Genomic DNA, 18,420 nt, shown 5'->3' on the forward strand with positions numbered 1-18,420 from the left:
GGTGAATAATAAAGCTGCTGATATCAAAAAGCAGCATGCTTTGCATGGTGGAGGTGAGCCGCAAAATGTTGAACGAGTGAAAATGGAAACTGGTGAGAACATAACAGAAGAAGAAGCAAAAGCCAAAAAGAAGAGGCAACGAGACATGAAGAATGTTTTGAAAAACAAAAAATAAAAGTATAGAGAGCATATTATGATTTTTCAAATAGTTTCTTAACGAAACAAAAACTTTTAAAAATAAATCTTTATTTAAAATCTTTTTCTGATACTTTTTATATAAAAAGAGTTTTTTGCGTGATTCTTGTTACATCGATTGTTTATTAAAAGAGGTTTTTCATGAAAAAATTAAGCATCTTATCAGCGATTTTGTGTACGTCGTTAAGTGGAATGGAGGAGGTGAGTTCATTAACAACCGGATTTTTTCCGTTAGATATATGGCGCAATGTACTTGCCATTATTATTATTACAGATAATACTTTTCATGTAAAACAGAAGAGCATTAAAAATAATATGACAAAAGAAGAGATCTTTTTAAGTGAATTTAGTTTTAAGGCTAGAGACGTTACTTTGTGTCGCTTATCTGTCACCTCAAAGAATTTACAAAAAGTAGTACACGATGAGATGCTTAATCATGAATATAATCAAAAGAATCATTATAACAAGTTTTTAGAGAACAAAGAAAGACTGTTTCTTGTTGATGCACTTGAAGACGTATATTGGATGGAAAAATCATTGAAAACGAAATGGATTTACGCAATCGATCCTTTAAAATCTGAAATAGGTTTGGAGACGTTATTTTCATATTTAGAATATTTTGATGATACAAAGAGGGCAGCATTGAAAATTTTTTGGCCAAAAATGGAAAATCAGGCATTTTTTAACAATGGATCTTTTGGAAGCTTTTCTACAATCTCTTACCATGGAACGTTAGCTGCTTATTTTGAAGAACATGGAATCGATTGGCAGCTTGCTCCAGAACTCCTTTCTACAAAGGAAGAAGGCGATTTTAAAATTCCGTATAACTTGGAAGATCGTATAATCATTACAAAACAGATGTTGCCTTTAAAAAAAACAACAGATTCAGCAGTTTGTACAGTTTTGTAAGGGATATGAGTTGTAATGTGAAATACATTTGAAAATTTGATTGACATAAGAAAGTATTGTCTCAAAAAACATATCAAGTTATATTCAACATATAAAAAATAATCTTTGAAGGGTTGTGAAGTATGTATTTTCTAAGAAGTTTCTCTTTGGGGTTGATGCTGTTTTTTGTTTGTTTCGGTTGTGCTACTTCTCGATTTTTAAAATCTATTTTTTCCACTACTCAATCTACTGAACAGCATGATAAAAGGGACTTTTTAGGTATTTTACAGGATGGTACGAGCCTTCAAAACTGCTCTTCTGTAAATGATGCTTTGATAACTAAAACAGCAAGTTTTGTAAAAAAATATCCATCAATCAAACTACAAAAAACAAACACGCTCGACTATTTTATCAAGAATCAGTCAAAAACAGATGTAGATCAGATACAAAAAGATATCGGCTTTTTTGCTCAAACAGCGACGATATTTTTATCAGTAAAAGTAAAAAAGCTGATTGCACTTTTTCTTGAACATAAAAAGATACATGGCAATCAACAGGAAAAACTGTATTACAAGTCGATGGATGAAAATGAGTTTATTAAAAAACTGATGCTGAAAAAATACTTTGTTTACGCGCGACTCGGAGGCGGTCTATACGTGCATACTGGGAAAAAACTGTCGGTCTATCCTTCAGGTTTAAATGAAAAGGGGTTTGACATAAATAACAACTTGACTTTGGATGAAGTCAAAATTGGCGCATTAATTGGAACCATCAGTGGTACACATTTTATCAATGATGGCAATCGAATGAATAATGCACGGTTTGAAAAACTACAAGATCGTCTGAGCAAAGGATGGGTGGCTGCGCAAGTCGGTGCCTGTTTTGAAAAGGAAAACATACTCGAATGGCAGGAGGTTTTCATTACGGAAAATCAGAATACAGTTGAACATGGCTATGGAAAACAGCATAAAAGTGGGGACGCTGCTCATGACTTTAAAAAACTGTGGCAGGAGTTTTATGAACTGAAAGAACCGTTGCCAACTTTTGGCGAAGTCAAGCAGTTTTGCACCGCTTCGCCAGCAACTAAAACTATTGAAGAAATAAAATATATTAAGCTTGATGCAAAGGGTACGTTATATTGTAACCTTGAGGTTTACAAAAAACGAATGGAAGCGGTGTTAATTCCATTCTTAAAAATAGCTGACGAACTTGGCATCCATCATGAAAAAGATGTATGTTTGTATGCAACGGGTCTTGGGCTGGGCGTCTGGGCACAGGTACCCGCTCCCTATTCAACCTTACAAAATATTGAAACGTTGCCGAAAGCAATTCAGCATGAGTTTCGCTCCTATTTTAAGATTGAACAGAATCAGGTAATAGACGTTTTAAAATATCTGTGTTCCTATGTTCAGATCAAAATTTATGAATCATACTTTGCAAAATACCAGGCTTCACGCATCAAAAAAGTATATCTGAGTTGGTTTATGAATAATCACCACAATAAAGATACCGTGTTGCAAACGATCGACACAAAACCAACGCATTACAAAAATGATGTTTCAAAAAAACTAACCACATGGAACAAAACCGAGGTTTTCTGGACAACGTTGCCACCGGCTTCGCCATTCTTTGAAAATGAAGCTATGATAAATGTTTCAAATTTTGCATGGGATGGAGCAACACAGGTCGGAAATGAATATTGGATTGAGGCGCTTACCGCTTCAGCAGATCCGGCAGCTGCTGCAGCTTCGCACATAACCACCTATCAAAATCCACACGTTAACGAAAAACTACTTGAAAACATCGTATTTTTCACAACTTCTGATTAAAAAAATTTGACAAAATTAGGTTTTGCATTTTTAATTAAAGCATTATTTTTTAAAAATTGAAAGCAAACTAATATTTGAATGGCTAATGGCATTTATAAGTATTCCTAAAAGTTACTTTCTTCAAGTACTTGTATGGATTGGATCGTTAATTTTTCCTATTGAAAAGCAAAACAATAGTAATCTAATCCCAAACCTACTCCGAGAAGTGAAAGTTAAGTACGAGGATGTTCAGAAGAATATCAAAACATGTGCAACCAACAATAAGCTTTATTTACACAAAAATAATCATCCTGACACTTACTTGAATCAATTTAAAGAAGCAGCAGAGAGCAAGAAGGCAGAATTTTTAAATCATTGTAAATCTGTGGAAATTGTTTATAGCGATAAGGTAGATCAGTTAATTCTTGATTACATTGATTTTAAAAAAGGTTATGGATCAGCAGAAGAAAAAAAGCTATTTTAAAGCGTTGCCAAACGATTCTCATCGAATAAGAAACTACATTTTTAGACTACTTACAAAAAGAAATCAGGTATATATGTGGGACTCTCTGCCGAACAAATTGCACATCAAAGATCGCGCAGGACAATACAGCTGTTTAAACGTTAATGATTTTAAGAATTTTTCACAACAGTTCAATGAGAATATTTCTCAAGAGGAGCAGCTGATCTCAGCATTTTTATCAATTGGCAGCGACACATTTTTTATTAATGATGGCCAAAGATTCAATAATGCTCGAATGGAAGTTGATAACTGCATTGAAAGTGGGTATCAGGCTGGAACCGTGGGCGCTTCATTTGAAAGAGCAGAAGCGCTTGAATATAAACACATGCTGATTACATCATCTCAAAATACAACCACAAAAGGATATGGGCAAAAAAGTAGATCAATTTTAAAACATGTCTTTGCAAAGCTTTATCATGTTTTTGGCAGAGCTCCTTTGTATGAGACGAACGCAATTTGCCGGTGATGGAGCGGCATTTTCAGGAAATGAATCTTGGCTTAGCAAAGACATGCTTGACAATTCCGGAGAACCTGCAGCAATAGCAAGTGGTTTAAGCGGGGTCATTCAAAATTCGATGATTAATCCTGCGCTGAATGATGTGAATAGAATGAAGCTAATTTCCTATTCAATTCATTCAGCAAATTCTTGAAAATAGTTAGGTAAAATGATTTCTTTTTAAAAAATCTAAATCTGTCGTAAAACTGGACAAGCTGTTGGTATTCTTTTGATAAAAATAAAGATTGTGCCTATAAAAAATGTTTATAAAGATGTTACTACCATCTGCCTTCTGCCTTGCTAGTTTGGATGCTATGCAAACTAATATACAAGAACAGCAGCTCAAGGTTCAGCTTCATTCGTCAAAAACTAAGTTTGAAGAATATGAGAGTAATAAGCCTAAAGTAACTCCGTCAAAAAACAAGATTACATTAGATTTTTCTGAATATAAACTTGTTGGATATACAGTTACGCATAACACGGATATTATTTCTGCGGGTATTTTGCAAGAAAAACTTAGCATCCCCATTGTTTTGACATGTTCACAATGGCCATCAATAAAAATTACCTATAAACAACAAAGTAACCAAAGGTATGCTCATGGACAGTATGATTGGAAATTACCATTTAATAAGAAACAGATTGATCAATGGACGACCGAATCGTTTTTAGACAACTGTTTTTTGTTAGGTGCATGTGAAAATGGAATGGTAATTGCAAAAGTGAACACAAAAAACAATTTTGATTTTTTTGCGCAAAGACGACTCAATCAAATATTTGGCAAGCAATTTAGTGATGATCTTTTGTGCAATGTTACTTTATATGCAGTATTTTTTGAAGATGTAAATAATGTCAATAAACAAACAGGCAGAATTATTGAAAAAACAATGGCAGCTTTTGAAGAACAGAAGATAGAAAAAAAATTTCATTATGACAAAAATAATAAACTAACAGTTATCACACTTGCTTCGAATGCCAGTTTTACGGGAGATGAGATTGAAAACTATCAACATTATTTTCCAAAAGTTGGAATTACGCAAAACAGTGCAGTTATTATTCACACGCAGGATGCGTTTCTTAAATTAAGAAACAAAAAAAATATACGCACTTTTTCATATCAAAAGCCGGCATTCTCATATTGCTATAAAAAGCAGAATGATGAGTGGCATGTTAATACAGCTTTTACTGATGATTTTATAAAAGATGGTACCACAGATTTTGATTATATTAAGAATATTCATATGCTGAATCAAATAAACTGTTTGATTGTTTTTGACGATCATGTAGAAAAGATTGCGATTAATGAAAAGAGCAGTAGCAGCGAAAAAACGGTTGTTCATGAGTTAGTTAAGTTTTTTGATACTGAGAAGAATGAAACCTTTGGTACAAAAAAACATAAAATCATTGCAACTGCCTTCAATAAAGAGAATAAAGAATTACATGTGCTGTATGATTACAGGGATACAGTACAAAAGCTACTTGATAAAACAGTTGCATTTAAAACAAAATTTCCTGAACTTGTCATGCAACATGCGAATCAGTTAGAGCAGTTTTTGCAAAAAAATAAAAACAAAAAAACTGAAGTTAAACACTATGCTCAAAATGCAAAAATATTTGTACATGCACATGTAAAAAATCTGATTAAAGATTTTATTGCGTACAAAAAAACTCATGGCACACAAAAAGAAAAAGAGTATTACGCGCACATGACAGAAAAAAAGTTCATACAAGCTATTGTGGAAAAGAAGTATTTCATATTTTTTAACGCTAACGTGGAAAAAAATAAGTTTATTATAAATGATGGTAATCAAGAAACAACATTTAACAATTTTAATGAATGGAAAATGTATCAAACAAGTTATGAACAGAGTGAGGACTTTAACCTTGAAAAATCTCTGACTATTGATGAAATAAAGATTGCTTCGTTGATTAGCATGATGAGTCAGACACATTTCATTAATAGAGGTGATCGTCACAATAATGCAAAAATAGAAAGCGAGCATTTAAGTCAGGGATATGTGGCTGTTCAGGTCGATTGCTGCTTTGAAACAGAAAACTGGCTTGAATGGCAAGATATTTTAATTACTGCAGATCAAAATAAGATTGAAAATGGATATGGTACAAAGTCAGTTCTTGATACAACAACTGTTTTTAATAAAGATGATTTTTCACAAAAAACTCTGCTCACAATTTGGAAACAGTTTTATCAGCTTATGGATCGCATGAGTCGCATGCAAAGCCGTATAATTTTTCCTACTTTTGATGAAGCACAAAAGCATTTTGAAGAAAATCAAAGAAAAGATATAACTCAACTCAAATACATACCGTTGGATCGGGAAAAATCCATCTATTTTCATATTTATGTATACAGATCACGAATGAAAGCAGTTATTGAACCATTTTTAAAAGAGGCTGAAGCGGTAGGAAAAGCTGAAAATAAAGCGGTTTTATTGTATGTCACTGGGCTTGGACTGGGCAACTGGTCATATTTGCCAAAACCATATAATGATTTGCAAAGTTTGGATGCACTACCCAAAGCATTGCAGCAGGAGTTTAAGCAGTACTTTGATTTGCAGGATAACCAAAAAATTAATGTTTTAAAATATCTGTGTACCTATTTGCAGATAAAAATCTACGAAGAATATTTTGAAAGCAACAAAGCTACGAAAGTCAAAAAACTGTATTTTGCATGGTTTTTAAATAAAAATGAAAATAGCGACACTGAATTAAAACTCAAAGCAAATGAACAGAATACAGTGGTTGCTCACCAAGATGAATACAGCAAAGCTTTGAGACAATGGAATCAAACTGAAGTATTCTGGACAACGTTGCCACCAGCGTCTCACTATTTTGAGGATCCAAAGTTTATCACTGTTTCAAATGTTTCATCGAATGGTACAACACAGGTTGGCAACCAATACTGGTTTGGGAAAGCTTATTTGTCACAACTAGAAGCGTCTGCAGCTGCGTCTTGCTCATACATAACGACCTATCTTAATCCATTCATTAATGAACAGTTACTTGAAAATATTGAGTTTATTGAATAGGAAAAACTATACAAAAATAACATTTATGTAATAAGAAACTAAATCTCTTGTACTGCCCAGTTGCACATTGATAGAGTATGAAAAAAAAGAGAGCGTACAATGAAAAAATATATTTTACATCTGATAATGATTCTTTTTTGGTCTTCAGTGATAGAACCAATGGAACGTGAAGAAGAACAAGAAAATAAACAAATTGAAATAAGCATTGTCGCATATCATTCAAAACGTTCAATTGATGAGCAAGATAATGAAGCAAAACAGTTACTCCAACTTCATGATGGCACTGTGTATTCTTTAAGAAATAAAAAACAAGCATTTCAGCCTCTCGATCAGAACAGTTCTGGCAAATCTCTATTTGACGAAAAAAATGGCAGTTTTAGAACCCAAATGAACGATTTTTCAAATATGACTATTCCTTTTCAAGAAGGTAATCAGGATTATGCCTTGGTAGTATCAGATAATAAACTTGAAAAGAATAAGGCATTAATAAGAAAAATAATCGATGAAGATGCTGACGATCCATATTCAATTTTGCACAACACGGAAATTATTTCTGCAAGAATTTTGAATGCAAAAGATGAAAGGCCAATACTTGTCACCGGTTCACAATGGCCATCGATCAAAATTACCTATAAAAAGAATAATCAATGGAAAACCGAATCGTTTTTAGACAACTGTTTTTTATTAGGTGCAGATGCAAATGGAATGGTTATTGCAAAAATTAATGAAAAAAATAATTTTGCTTTTTGGGTACAAAGACGGCTCAACAAAATGTTTGCCAAAGAACTTAACGATGATCTTGTATGCAGAGTTACTTTGTATGCAGTGTTTTTTGATGATCTGAATACTGTAAACAAAAAAACTGGTAAAGTAATCGAAAAAATAATAGAAGAGCTTGAAAACAATATAAGTGAGAATCGGGTTAGGTATAACGACAAAGCAAATATAACTATATCTAGACTTTCTTTAAACGTAAGTTTTACAAAAAATGAGCTTGAAAATTATCAAAACTATTTTCCAAAAGTTGGAATTACGAAAAACAGTGCAGTGGTTATCCACACGCAAGACTATGCCGAACTCTTGCAAGACAAAAAAAACAGACTTAATTTGTCATATGAAAGCCCAGCATTTTCATTTAGTTACAAAAAAGAAGGTAATAACTGGATTGTTAATAGAACTCAAACAGAAGATATTTTCAAGAATGATGCTACAAGTTTTGAGTCTATTAAAAATATTCATATGATCAATTCAGCCGAATGCATTGTTGCTCTTCAAAATGATATAAAAAAAATAAGCATTAACAAAGATAGTGGTCAAGCAACGTTAATAAGCGCTTCAATCGGTAACCTGCCAAAAAAGGCTAACATTATCACAACAGTGTTTAGTAAGCAAAATAACACGTTGCATGTACTTTTGGATGGAGATGGTTCAAGCCGTGCAAAGACTGAAGAAGCAACTGTTAAAATAGAAAAAGATGAAACTCAACACCTTGCTGATTTTAAATATTCAGAAGAAATCAACACAATTTTTCAAAAAACAAGCGCTTTTCAAGAAAAATTTACAGCAATTAAGATGCAAGATAATAATACTATTAAAACTTTTTTTGAAAAGATAGATAAGAATGAAAAAGGTACTGTTCAAAATGAGATTGTGAGCTTTGCACAAGATGCGAAAATCTTTGTTGATGACAATATTCTAGATTTGATTAGTGAAATTCTTACCTTCAAAGTTCTTGCCGGCAGCAAAAAAGAAAGAGAATATTATAAAAAATTTCTTTCTAATCCAAACGAGCTATCATTGATTGATGAGGATACATATCGTAAAGACGGTTATAAATTAAGAGGCGATACTACAGCTACATTTCAAACTAAATTGTTTTTACAATCACTCATGAAAAAGAAATATTTTACTTTTTTCAATACTAGAGAAGAAAATGGTACATTTATTGTCAATAATGGCATAGCTTTAGAAGGAAACTTTAAAAATTTTCAAGCATGGAAAGAAGTGCAAATTAAGAAAGAATCTGAAGGTGATTTTGACATTGAAAACGTGTTGACGCTTGATGAAATGAAAATCGCTTCATTAATAAGTACAATGAGTCAAACACATTTTATCAATAATGGACGTCGGCAAAATAATGCAAGGTTGGAACTAGAAACGTTGCGTTTGAACAAAGGATATGTTGCAGCGCAAGTTGGATGTTGCTTTGAAACAGAAAACTGGCTTGAATGGCAAGATATATTGATAACAAAAGCTCAAAACACAAAAGAAAATGGATATGGCCTTGTATCTGAAATAAGTGTTCAAGTTAAAACTCATCAAATTTGGGAACAATTTTATTCTGATATAAATAAAGTAAAATGGAATGATAAATTAATGTTTGATGAGGTTAATTCAGTAATAAAAAAATTTCAAACGTATCACAAAGAAACAAAAATCGATCAAATCCAATATGTAAAATTGACTGCTAGCGAAGAAAATCCTATCTATTTTTATATCGATGCATACAAAGCGCGAATGAAAGCGGTTCTTGTGCCATTCTTGAAAATGGCTGAACAAATTGGCACGAAAGAAAAAAAAGATATAGCACTTTATGTTACCGGCCTTGGTCTGGGCGTTTGGTCTGAACTTCCAGAACCGTATAAAGAAATGCAAACTATACGGATTCTTCCTTCCGCATTGCAACAAGAGTTTCAAACTTATTTTGATGTAACGGTTAATGACAACATCAATCTGTTGCAATATCTATGTGCGTATCTTCAAATAAAAATATATGAAGCTTATTTTAAAAATAACAAAAATACGAGAATAAAAGAACTTTATTTTGCATGGTTCTTGAACAATAAAGACTCAACAAGCACGGTGTTAAAATTAAACAGTGATGCAAATCTTAAAAATGAAATAAACGTTGAAAAAGATGGTCGAATAAAAGAACTGACAAAATGGAATAAAACTCACGTTTTCTGGACAACCCTGCCACCAGCTTCATCATATTTTGAAAAAGAAAACAGAATAAATGTTTCAAATTTTGCATGGGATGGTGCAACCCACGTTGGTAATGAATACTGGCTGGGAGAGAAGTACTTGTCTCAATCAGCAGATCCTGCAGCTGTTGCATGTTCACACATTGGAACGTATCAAAATCCATGGATCAATGAAAAGTTGCTTGAAAATATTGAGTTTGTTGAATAAGCCCTTTCAAGTATCAAATATACCATCGAGTAGCAAAAAAATCAGGTGCGCATAAACTAGTCTCTGAAGCATAATTAACCAGGCTTCTTATGAGCCAAACAAAGGGCAAACACCTGATTAGATACCAGATAGAAGTGCTTTTGGATAGTGGTACTTTAACAAGAGAGATTGGAAAAATCTTAGGATTGTATTACTCGACGGTTTCCAGAGAGGTGTGGCGGAACAGAAGTAGAAGTTGCTACCCATGCGATTTACAGTTAATATTTACAAAAGAATATTTCAGTTTGGTATTGAAAAAAGGCCTGCAATCGCCCAGCTGGAAAGGACTTCTAGCTAAACACTCCTCGAATACTGCTTAAAATCATATTCGCAATCCATTTCAATCCATTTCCAATTGCTTTGAATAAACTAAAAATAGGATTTGATGGCGAATCGTTGGATGATGATGGTTTTTTTGTCAAGTTTAAGTCACTCTGCCCAATTGGTGTTTTTTGAACTTCGTTAAGAATTGATATTTCTTTTGGATTCGGATTATCCTTCGTAGGATCAATCTCCTTTTCTTCATCTAACGGAGCATTTGCTTCATCACCATCGTCTTCAAGCGTATATGAAGAAAGCCATTTTTTTGATTCATTATCATACTGAATTGTTAAAAATGAGTTATAACGCCCTCATAAAATGAGGGGCTTAGCGGATGGGAGCAGTCTCGAAGACTGCCAGATAAAAAATATACTAAGTCGTTTTAAAATTCACCGGATTCATCGTAACCAAGAGAATCAAGTTGATTTTGGTTTTTGATGTAAGCGTATATCTGTGCTTTTTCAAAACCAACAGTAGAAACAGCATAACCTCGTGCCCACAATCGTTCACCGTTAAAATTCCTTGCTCTTCCACCAAACCTTCGCGCAACAGCTATCGCACTTTTACCTTTGATAAATCCTACAACTTCTGCTACAGAATATTTTGGCGGTATACTTATCAACATATGAACATGATCCTGAACCATATTCCCTTTCTCTATTTTACATCCTTTTTGACTCGCCAATTCATGAAATACTTCCGCCAAAAATTGCCTGACTTTTCCGTACAAAATTTTCTTCCGGTATTTCGGAACAAATATTATGTGATATTTGCAGTTCCATTTCGAATGACTTAAACTTGCATATGATGATGTTGTTCTGTTTTCCATTGCTAATTCCTATTGTTGGCCCGTCAAGCCCAACAATAGTTTATCATTTCTACAACATCATCTTTCTTCTTGAATCCGGGGGCCGAGCCTTGACAGTCTCACCAGTCTAACTGGTGGTTTACCTATCGATCAATTAATAAATAAATCTTGATACTTCGTTTGCAACGCTTTAATTAATCTTTGCTGGTTTTTTTCACTTAATTTATCTAAAATCAAACTCAATTGTTCCTTCGATTCCTTTTTATATTTATCCTTCAAAAATGTAACCATAGTCTGGATATTATCTTCCTTATTTAATATGTTCTGAACAAACGTATCTTGTATTTGAAGTTGTGTATTTTTGTTAGGTATTATCCAATGAAAAACCTTAAAATTTTTTTCTGTAATGATGCCATTATTAAAATAATTTTTTTGAGTATTTGTCATTTCACTTAAATAATCTTGATACAACTCTTCTGCTGTTTTGATTGGTTTTCTATCTGTATTTGAGGTTTCAAGCGAAAGTTTTTTCAAATTAAACTCTTTTTTAAAATTAATTTCGCTTAGTGGGTCATTATCACCATTTGGTTTAATTTTTTCAAACCATGATTGCAAAAGGCCTATGTTATCACTCACAATTACTTTTTGAACATTGGCCTGATCATTCCTGTTTAAAAGACGTATAGTATCTTTTAGCTTTTCGACATTCTGTTCAGGATTTTTTAAAATAGTTAAACAAAATGTTAAGCATGATTCATTAAGTACAATTTTTTGATTACTAAAAAATTGTGAAAGGAAAATAAAAACAGCCTTGTTTTCTGCACTAATTAATTTATTGTTAGTATCGTTCTCATCAAGTTCAATTACATCTATGGATTCTTTCTGATCAGTCAAAACGTCTTTACTTTGTTTCAGATCAGAATCATCACTATAGACAAGAAACACATACTTCGCCTTAACATAACAGTTTCCATTTAGATTATTAATCCTAATGAATGGTTTGTGACAGTCTCTTGTTTTCGAATCATCTTCTTCTATACGCAATAACAAATTCGTCATATTAGAGTTCTTTGAACGATTATTGTCAATTTCATTTAAACGATAACCCAAAGGCTTTAAATCCTCCATTGCATATATTGAAGCACTGAACAGTAGAAGCAAAAAAATCATCATCAAAAACCTCGTCAAATATATTTTCTACTCTTAACAAATTATAACACAAGGCTTTTTCAAAAGACAAGACTCTTTCAAGTGCCAATGGCAAATACCAGATCATGCTGCATGAGCTGCTACACACATTCCGGTATATTTAAATCCATTTATTAATGAGTAGTTTTGTTAAATAACCTCTAAGCAAGAGTGTTTTTCAAACCATTTTTGCTTGCAGGGTATTTAAAGTATACTGTTTCTTCAAGGTTAGCTGTTTTTGAAAGGTAATGAATATGAAAAAACTGTATGTAAGTGCCTTGCTCTATAGTTTTGTGCAGCTTCAAGCCATAGAAATTATAGACATTTTAGCCCTTTTGCCACTGCCAGATGATCAGATGTGCAGTCAATATTGTCAGGACAATTTCATTGATACATTGATTACACGAAAAAAAGAGAACGGTTTTTTTGTTGATATCGGTGCGCATGATGGAAAAAAATGGAGTAACTCATATTTTTTTGAAAAGGTCAGGAACTGGAATGGGATCTGCATCGAGCCTATTCAGGAGGTATACCAAGAGCTGGTCAAAAATCGAACTGTTTTGTGCATCTGCGGTGGTGTAAGTTCGTATGATGGCATAGCTGAATTTTATCGAGTGCAAGGTGAACCGGAACAGCTTTCAGGACTTGTTTCAACGTATCATCCCGACCATAAAAACCGAATGTCATATGAAATTAGACGTGACAATGGTGGGCTTGAAATTCAGCTTATACCAGTTTTTACATTGAATACTATTCTTGAAAACTATAAGGTTTTTTCAGTTGACTACCTTTCTGTCGATACCGAGGGTAGCGAATTTGAAATTATCAAAGCGATCGATTTTGATCGGTTTCACATTCAGGTGATGAGCATTGAAAATACCCATCATGGCCAAGCTCTCAGAGACTTTTTAAAATCAAAAGGGTTTACGTTTGTTGCACGTCTTTTTAATTGTGATGATATTTTTATAAATACAAAGCAGGTTCAATGAAAAAAATAATAAGCATTTTCATTTTGTTGCGGCTTGCTTGCTTAAATGCGCAATACCCAAAAAAAATTGTTGCACTCGTTCCTGGACATAACGATGCTCGCTATCTGTCTAACTGTTTTAAAGCGTTAGCATCTTATGCAGATGCAATTGTCTATCTTGACGATGCTTCCACTGATGATAGCGTTGAAGTTGCGCGTAGTTTAAAAAAAGAATGTAACATCGAACAGATTATTCTTAAAGAAGAATGGATTCGTCATGCAGGACTTGACAGAAATATACTTCTGAATGCAGGACGAGCGATCGGGGGCACCCATTTTATTACTCTTGATGCTGACGAAATGTTTACTGCAAACTGCTTGGAAAATAACTATTTAAAAGATATTATTTTGAATTTAAAGCCTGGTGAATCACTTTTCATGATCTGGATTCAGTTGTGGCGCTCGCTTGATCATTACCGGTATGATGAATCAGTCTGGACTCATAACTACAAACCATTTGCATTTTGTGACGATGGTGTTTGCGCTCACGCACCACATTGCTTAAATGAACGAAGAATTCCAGATAATCTGCAGGGCAAGCAATGGTTTTTGGAAGGATATCGGTATGGGGTACTCCATTTTCAGTTTGTTAACTTTGAAAATTTACTGATAAAACAGGCATGGTATCGCTGTCTGGAGCGCGTTTTAAAAAAGAATCGTTCTGTCGAAAGCATCAACCAAGAATATTTTCCAAGCAAGGACGAATCAGGACTGGCGACAGAACAATCAGCTGCTTTTTGGTTTGAAAGGTACGCTTTTTTTGATCCAGTTGCACCAAAAAAACAGGAAACATGGCGTGTCGAAAATGTTATGAACTGGTTTGAGAAGCACGGATTAAACAGATTTGCAGGTCTTGACATCTGGGATGTGCAATGGCCTTTTGCAAAATGGATTTCAGAGGGTAGCACTTTTCTTGATACTTTTATCACTCAAAAAAAATATAACGGTTACTTTGCGATTTTACATCAAACTGGCAAGACCTTTTTTATGAAGGTTTCTTAAAAACTGTACGAAACTGGACACAAGTTGACGTGAACGGAGAATATGAGATTTTATTGGTTGAAAAAGAGATTTTAGAAGCTGATATAACAGATGTAACAAAAATTATACAAAATAATAATCAATTGAAATCCGTAGTAATTCAAAATGGTGTTTTGACAGGACAGCTGAAAAATCTATGTATAAAAAATGGTTTTTATCTGGTGCCATTTCAAGAACAAAATGCATCCTTCTTTATAAAATGTGTTTAATAAACTATTGAAAACGTCTCATTTTTAAAATATACTGGAAATTGTTTATACGTAAAGATAGGTGCAACATTGCTCAAAGTTAAAACTGTGAAAACATTTTTTAGTTTGAAGATTCTTTTTGCCTTGGTTTTCTTGTTATCATCTAACCGTAGTTTTGGGAAGGAAGAAGAAGTGAGCCGTTTGCTAGCCGAGCCACCAAAATATCCAGTCGACCAGGCAGTGAGGTATTTCAGAAATAAAGATCATGGATACTTTCTCAATAATGATATTACAAGAAACAAACTGGAACAAAATTTTAAGAAATATAGTGAATTACATACGAGATTTTCACATTCAGATCTTATCGGATTAACAATTGTAAATGCTCTGTGCGCATCAGCTATTGGGCTTCTCAATTATTACTTTCCAGATCAAGTATTGTTTCCAAAATGTGGCAATGTGCTCTTTCTTTTTACACCGCTAGCAACAAAATATGTATTACCTTATTTGATATAGCGGAACCATTTTAATGTGATATTCTAAAAATAAGGAAAAAACAACTAAGCAAAGGCAACAATGGCATATTCATTAGATTTTAGAAGAAGAGTATTGAAGATAAGGGAAGAATTAAAGTTAACAGCTGAACAAACTGCAGAGAAATTTCAGGTTGGAAGCGCGACATTATTTCGATGGATGAAAAAGGTCGAACCGAAAAAGAGAAATAAGAGAGCAACCAAGATAGACATGAAAGCGCTTGAGGAGGATGTTTTGAGATGTCCAGATGCCTATGAAAGAGAGCGTGCTGTAAAACTGGGTGTCGCAAAATCAACGGTTCATTATGCATTAAAACGACTCGGTATAACTCATAAAAAAAACGCTCAAACACCCGAAAGCATCCCCAGAAGAAAGAAAAAGCTTCTTAAAATTAGTATGTCGATATAATCGACGGGGACTGCCGATCGCCTATCTTGATGAAAGTGGATTCTGCAAGTCTGTTTTACGAACTCATGGATGCTCAAAAAAAGGTTCTCGATGTCATGGTTCATACGATTGGGGAGCAAAAGCACGAACCAATGCAATTGCTGCTTTAATTGGATCATCACTCATTACCGCTACGCTTTTTGAATGTAGTATTGACAGCACTCTTTTTTACCACTTTATTGTTGATGAGCTTCTGCCAAAATTAAGTTCAAAAACGGTGATTGTTATGGACAATGCAGCTTTTCACAAGGTCAAGGGTATCCAGGATGTGATCAAACAGGCCGGGCATATCCTACTCTTTTTGCCACCTTATTCTCCAGATCTCAATCCCATTGAACATAAATGGGCCCAGCTTAAATCTCTTCGTAAAGAATCAGGAAATTCAGTTTATGATCTTTTTAAACAAAATATCTCTATCAATGCATTTTGACTTTGCTATAAAGCCGGAAATCAGAGAACATGCTATTCCTGAAGACATGCTTATACCAATTGCTTCGTACACAAAATGGGAAATTCAAAATGGCTCATGGCAAAGTCACCCAGTAAGACAGACGATCGATAACATTCGTGGAAATAACGTTAAAATTACACAGTCAGGTGGCGGTAACAGTACAATTACCAATATTGAGGGAAACAATATTACTATTATAAGAAACGGGAATAGTGCAACTCAAGAAACATCAATCCTCATTCCAATTGCCACAGATGGTCGTTTCCCTACAAAGAAAAATTATATTCATAAAGATTATATTCTCTATTTCTTCATTGTTTTTTCAACTTCTTTAATTTCGGCTGCCAGAGGGACACCTTACTATCTTTTACTGTCACCTTTATACGCTTTTTAACTTGTCCACATATCGCGATAGATCTGCACAATCCAGTTATCTTCAGCTTGGCGACGTGCAACTTTTTGTGGATTACTATTTGTTGAAAGACCGTTGGGATTATAATAATAGACACCGCCAACGCCCGGAACCTTTGCAAACTCAAAACCATCATTAGCAAGCCGATTCCAGAATTCCCAGTCGCCTGAATACAAGAACTGTTGATTAAAGTATCCGGATCTTTGATGGACTGATTTACGCCACATCGGCTGGGGGCCTGCAACGCAGCGTTGGACCATTTTTTTGGTCGGCTGTGCATCATCCGCAGAGGCACGAGCAACCAGTTCACAGTTTTCAATGCTGTTGACCGGATCGTAACTGACAAAATAATCTGAAAACACAAGTGCAATTTCAGGATGTGCATCTAAATAATCAGCATGTTTTTCAAGACAGTCCGCGTATCGCAGATCATCAAGATTTGCATTGGTAACATAAGGTGCATGTGCAACAAAACAGCCAAGGTTCCATACCCCGTACACGCCCGGATCATAGGAAAGTTTGATATATTTAATGTTTTCTGGATACTGTTTTATATATTCATTAATAACCTCATCTTCATTGCCTGGAGAGTTTGCATTAATCAAAAGCAGTTCGCATTCATGAAAAATTGTCTGCTGTACAATGTTTTCCATGAATCTTTTAATATACGCGTCACCATCAAAAACAGACGTGATAATTGATACTCGAAATGGTAACGAAAAAACATCCAATGAGATACATAAAAAAGACAGGGCTAACGAAAAGACTTTCATGTTTAACTCCTTTTTTTGAAAAAAAGGTAACACGGAAGGAAAAGAATGTAAATAGGAAAGGAAAAAGAAGAAGCTTATCCAAAGAAATATTTATTTGATTTACTACCAAAAAACCGCCCCTTTAGATAAGCTTCTAAAAAATTCGTACTATTTGTGAGTTTAGCGCCCAGATAACCTTAATTACTGAATGGTACAGACTGACCAGTCAACAGACCTTTCTTCTGTTTTGTTTTCAGGAGCCTGTTTTCTGATAAAAACATAGTTCTTGTTTTCTTTCAAACTTGGTGAGCAATGAGCAGGCATTCCATCATTTTCTTCATGATTAGTCAAGGATATGAATGATTCAAAACACATTCCATTTTCTTTGAGTACTTCATCCAGAACTGTTTTGTTTTCGTTTAGTTTTATGCCAGAGATAGAGAACTTTCTGTTTTCCATTTTTGGCATAAAAATCTTTAGCAAGGATTTTCTGGTCTCATCATGATTATTTCCGTAATAATGTAACGTTTTTTGAGCTACAGTACCGTCCCCTTTGCCGAATACTGGATTAATCTTTTCAATCCATTCAGTGTTCAATGACTTTTCAAGCAGGTTATTAGATTGTGGACAATCATAGTCGATATAACTCCACAATCTAATATACTTCGAAATAAAAAAATTTTCGTATTTCTCTTTACGTTTCACTTGATCAACCTGCGAATGAATTAAATCATTTAATTCAAGCGATACCATACTCAATGGACGTAGAACCTCATAGGCGTATTTAATTGTGTCCTGTTTATAATTAAGTTCCTTTAAAAAATATTTTTCTATCTTTTCGTCACTCGCTTGTTCGAGGTCTTTGACATTCTGTTCTTCGTTTTTCACTGTAAATCCAGCATCCCCAATCCAGCTGCTAATTACAATGGGCCATGCAATTTTTTGAACTATTGGAAGGCCTTTCTCCTCCATTCCATGTAGATATGAAAGCATAATAATAGGTAGCAAGTGCACTTTGTTCATAAAAACCTTTGAAATTAATAAAAATAGACGCGTTAAAAAA

The 18,420-nt window shown here is 34.0% G+C and carries 19 protein-coding genes; 15 read left to right on the forward strand and 4 right to left on the reverse strand.

The features are described from left to right. The first annotated feature begins 1 nt into the window (after nucleotide 1). The 8 genes from IPG37_02085 (at nucleotide 2) to IPG37_02120 (ending at nucleotide 10,149) form a co-directional block, all read left to right on the forward strand. The gene (locus IPG37_02085) at nucleotides 2-175 is read left to right on the forward strand and encodes a hypothetical protein (GenBank protein ID QQR54190.1); all 174 of its coding nucleotides are present in this window, start codon (nucleotides 2-4) and stop codon (nucleotides 173-175) included. Between the two features lie 161 nt (nucleotides 176-336). Further along, complete coding sequence (locus tag IPG37_02090; protein ID QQR54191.1) at nucleotides 337-1,104, forward strand: hypothetical protein; 768 nt, start codon at nucleotides 337-339, stop codon at nucleotides 1,102-1,104. Between the two features lie 122 nt (nucleotides 1,105-1,226). After that, complete coding sequence (locus IPG37_02095) at nucleotides 1,227-2,912, forward strand: DUF4804 domain-containing protein (GenBank protein ID QQR54192.1); 1,686 nt, start codon at nucleotides 1,227-1,229, stop codon at nucleotides 2,910-2,912. 85 nt (nucleotides 2,913-2,997) lie between these two features. Beyond that, nucleotides 2,998-3,375, forward strand: a complete 378-nt coding sequence (locus IPG37_02100; protein ID QQR54193.1) for a hypothetical protein — start codon at nucleotides 2,998-3,000, stop codon at nucleotides 3,373-3,375. Continuing rightward, nucleotides 3,344-3,880 carry a DUF4804 domain-containing protein gene (locus IPG37_02105; GenBank protein QQR54194.1) on the forward strand — a complete coding sequence of 179 codons (537 nt, stop codon included), beginning with the start codon at nucleotides 3,344-3,346 and terminating at the stop codon, nucleotides 3,878-3,880. The genes IPG37_02100 and IPG37_02105 overlap by 32 nt, the downstream gene beginning before the upstream one ends. After that, nucleotides 3,855-4,064 carry a hypothetical protein gene (locus tag IPG37_02110; protein QQR54195.1) on the forward strand — a complete coding sequence of 70 codons (210 nt, stop codon included), beginning with the start codon at nucleotides 3,855-3,857 and terminating at the stop codon, nucleotides 4,062-4,064. Before IPG37_02105 ends, IPG37_02110 begins: the two co-directional genes overlap by 26 nt. A 118-nt stretch (nucleotides 4,065-4,182) precedes the next feature. Further along, entirely contained in the window at nucleotides 4,183-6,957 is a 2,775-nt protein-coding gene (locus IPG37_02115; protein QQR54196.1) for a DUF4804 domain-containing protein, read from the forward strand. Nucleotides 6,958-7,056: 99 nt separating this feature from the next. Further along, nucleotides 7,057-10,149 carry a DUF4804 domain-containing protein gene (locus IPG37_02120; protein ID QQR54197.1) on the forward strand — a complete coding sequence of 1,031 codons (3,093 nt, stop codon included), beginning with the start codon at nucleotides 7,057-7,059 and terminating at the stop codon, nucleotides 10,147-10,149. Nucleotides 10,150-10,891: 742 nt separating this feature from the next. On the opposite strand, the gene tnpA is transcribed toward IPG37_02120, so the two are convergent. Both tnpA and IPG37_02130 read right to left on the reverse strand, forming a co-directional pair. Then, entirely contained in the window at nucleotides 10,892-11,338 is a 447-nt protein-coding gene (gene tnpA, locus IPG37_02125; protein QQR54198.1) for an IS200/IS605 family transposase, read from the reverse strand. A gap of 129 nt (nucleotides 11,339-11,467) precedes the next feature. Further along, on the reverse strand, nucleotides 11,468-12,490 hold the full coding sequence (locus IPG37_02130) for a hypothetical protein (protein ID QQR54199.1): 1,023 nt from the start codon (nucleotides 12,488-12,490) through the stop codon (nucleotides 11,468-11,470). Between the two features lie 269 nt (nucleotides 12,491-12,759). Between IPG37_02130 and IPG37_02135 the strand changes: the two genes are divergently transcribed. From IPG37_02135 to IPG37_02165, 7 genes are all read left to right on the forward strand, one after another. After that, nucleotides 12,760-13,494: an FkbM family methyltransferase gene (locus tag IPG37_02135; protein ID QQR54200.1), complete on the forward strand. Its 735-nt coding sequence runs from the start codon at nucleotides 12,760-12,762 to the stop codon at nucleotides 13,492-13,494. Further along, a complete protein-coding gene (locus IPG37_02140) occupies nucleotides 13,491-14,534 on the forward strand; it encodes a glycosyltransferase family 2 protein (GenBank protein ID QQR54201.1) in 1,044 nt (347 codons plus the stop codon). Before IPG37_02135 ends, IPG37_02140 begins: the two co-directional genes overlap by 4 nt. Nucleotides 14,535-14,563: 29 nt before the next feature. Continuing rightward, nucleotides 14,564-14,782 (forward strand): hypothetical protein, encoded by a 219-nt coding sequence (locus tag IPG37_02145; protein ID QQR54202.1) that lies wholly within the window; start codon nucleotides 14,564-14,566, stop codon nucleotides 14,780-14,782. A 171-nt stretch (nucleotides 14,783-14,953) separates the two neighbouring features. Then, nucleotides 14,954-15,277: a hypothetical protein gene (locus IPG37_02150; protein ID QQR54203.1), complete on the forward strand. Its 324-nt coding sequence runs from the start codon at nucleotides 14,954-14,956 to the stop codon at nucleotides 15,275-15,277. 60 nt (nucleotides 15,278-15,337) lie between these two features. Then, a complete protein-coding gene (locus IPG37_02155) occupies nucleotides 15,338-15,703 on the forward strand; it encodes a transposase (protein ID QQR54204.1) in 366 nt (121 codons plus the stop codon). Between the two features lie 16 nt (nucleotides 15,704-15,719). Next, nucleotides 15,720-16,172: a transposase gene (locus tag IPG37_02160; protein ID QQR54279.1), complete on the forward strand. Its 453-nt coding sequence runs from the start codon at nucleotides 15,720-15,722 to the stop codon at nucleotides 16,170-16,172. Beyond that, nucleotides 16,132-16,587 carry a hypothetical protein gene (locus tag IPG37_02165; protein QQR54205.1) on the forward strand — a complete coding sequence of 152 codons (456 nt, stop codon included), beginning with the start codon at nucleotides 16,132-16,134 and terminating at the stop codon, nucleotides 16,585-16,587. The genes IPG37_02160 and IPG37_02165 overlap by 41 nt, the downstream gene beginning before the upstream one ends. Here IPG37_02165 and IPG37_02170 read toward each other — a convergent pair. Beyond that, complete coding sequence (locus tag IPG37_02170; protein QQR54206.1) at nucleotides 16,584-17,378, reverse strand: glycosyltransferase; 795 nt, start codon at nucleotides 17,376-17,378, stop codon at nucleotides 16,584-16,586. The two genes, IPG37_02165 and IPG37_02170, sit on opposite strands and share 4 nt — an antisense overlap. A 180-nt stretch (nucleotides 17,379-17,558) precedes the next feature. Then, nucleotides 17,559-18,380, reverse strand: coding sequence for a hypothetical protein (locus tag IPG37_02175; GenBank protein QQR54207.1), 822 nt, complete (start codon nucleotides 18,378-18,380; stop codon nucleotides 17,559-17,561). Nucleotides 18,381-18,420: the final 40 nt, after the last annotated feature.

This window comes from bacterium, from assembly GCA_016699125.1.
In the GTDB taxonomy this organism is placed as follows: Bacteria; Babelota; Babeliae; order Babelales; family Vermiphilaceae; genus AWTP1-30.

Bases quoted from the DNA above. Each gene is read 5' to 3' on its own strand.
- IPG37_02090 (QQR54191.1), top strand. From the start codon at position 337: ATGAAAAAATTAAGCATCTTATCAGCGATTTTGTGTACGTCGTTAAGT.
- IPG37_02095 (QQR54192.1), top strand. From the start codon at position 1,227: ATGTATTTTCTAAGAAGTTTCTCTTTGGGGTTGATGCTGTTTTTTGTT.
- IPG37_02100 (QQR54193.1), top strand. From the start codon at position 2,998: ATGGCATTTATAAGTATTCCTAAAAGTTACTTTCTTCAAGTACTTGTA.
- IPG37_02105 (QQR54194.1), top strand. From the start codon at position 3,344: ATGGATCAGCAGAAGAAAAAAAGCTATTTTAAAGCGTTGCCAAACGAT.
- IPG37_02110 (QQR54195.1), top strand. From the start codon at position 3,855: ATGAGACGAACGCAATTTGCCGGTGATGGAGCGGCATTTTCAGGAAAT.
- IPG37_02115 (QQR54196.1), top strand. From the start codon at position 4,183: ATGTTACTACCATCTGCCTTCTGCCTTGCTAGTTTGGATGCTATGCAA.
- IPG37_02120 (QQR54197.1), top strand. From the start codon at position 7,057: ATGAAAAAATATATTTTACATCTGATAATGATTCTTTTTTGGTCTTCA.
- tnpA (QQR54198.1), bottom strand. From the start codon at position 11,338: ATGGAAAACAGAACAACATCATCATATGCAAGTTTAAGTCATTCGAAA.
- IPG37_02130 (QQR54199.1), bottom strand. From the start codon at position 12,490: ATGATGATTTTTTTGCTTCTACTGTTCAGTGCTTCAATATATGCAATG.
- IPG37_02135 (QQR54200.1), top strand. From the start codon at position 12,760: ATGAAAAAACTGTATGTAAGTGCCTTGCTCTATAGTTTTGTGCAGCTT.
- IPG37_02140 (QQR54201.1), top strand. From the start codon at position 13,491: ATGAAAAAAATAATAAGCATTTTCATTTTGTTGCGGCTTGCTTGCTTA.
- IPG37_02155 (QQR54204.1), top strand. From the start codon at position 15,338: ATGGCATATTCATTAGATTTTAGAAGAAGAGTATTGAAGATAAGGGAA.
- IPG37_02165 (QQR54205.1), top strand. From the start codon at position 16,132: ATGATCTTTTTAAACAAAATATCTCTATCAATGCATTTTGACTTTGCT.
- IPG37_02170 (QQR54206.1), bottom strand. From the start codon at position 17,378: ATGAAAGTCTTTTCGTTAGCCCTGTCTTTTTTATGTATCTCATTGGAT.
- IPG37_02175 (QQR54207.1), bottom strand. From the start codon at position 18,380: ATGAACAAAGTGCACTTGCTACCTATTATTATGCTTTCATATCTACAT.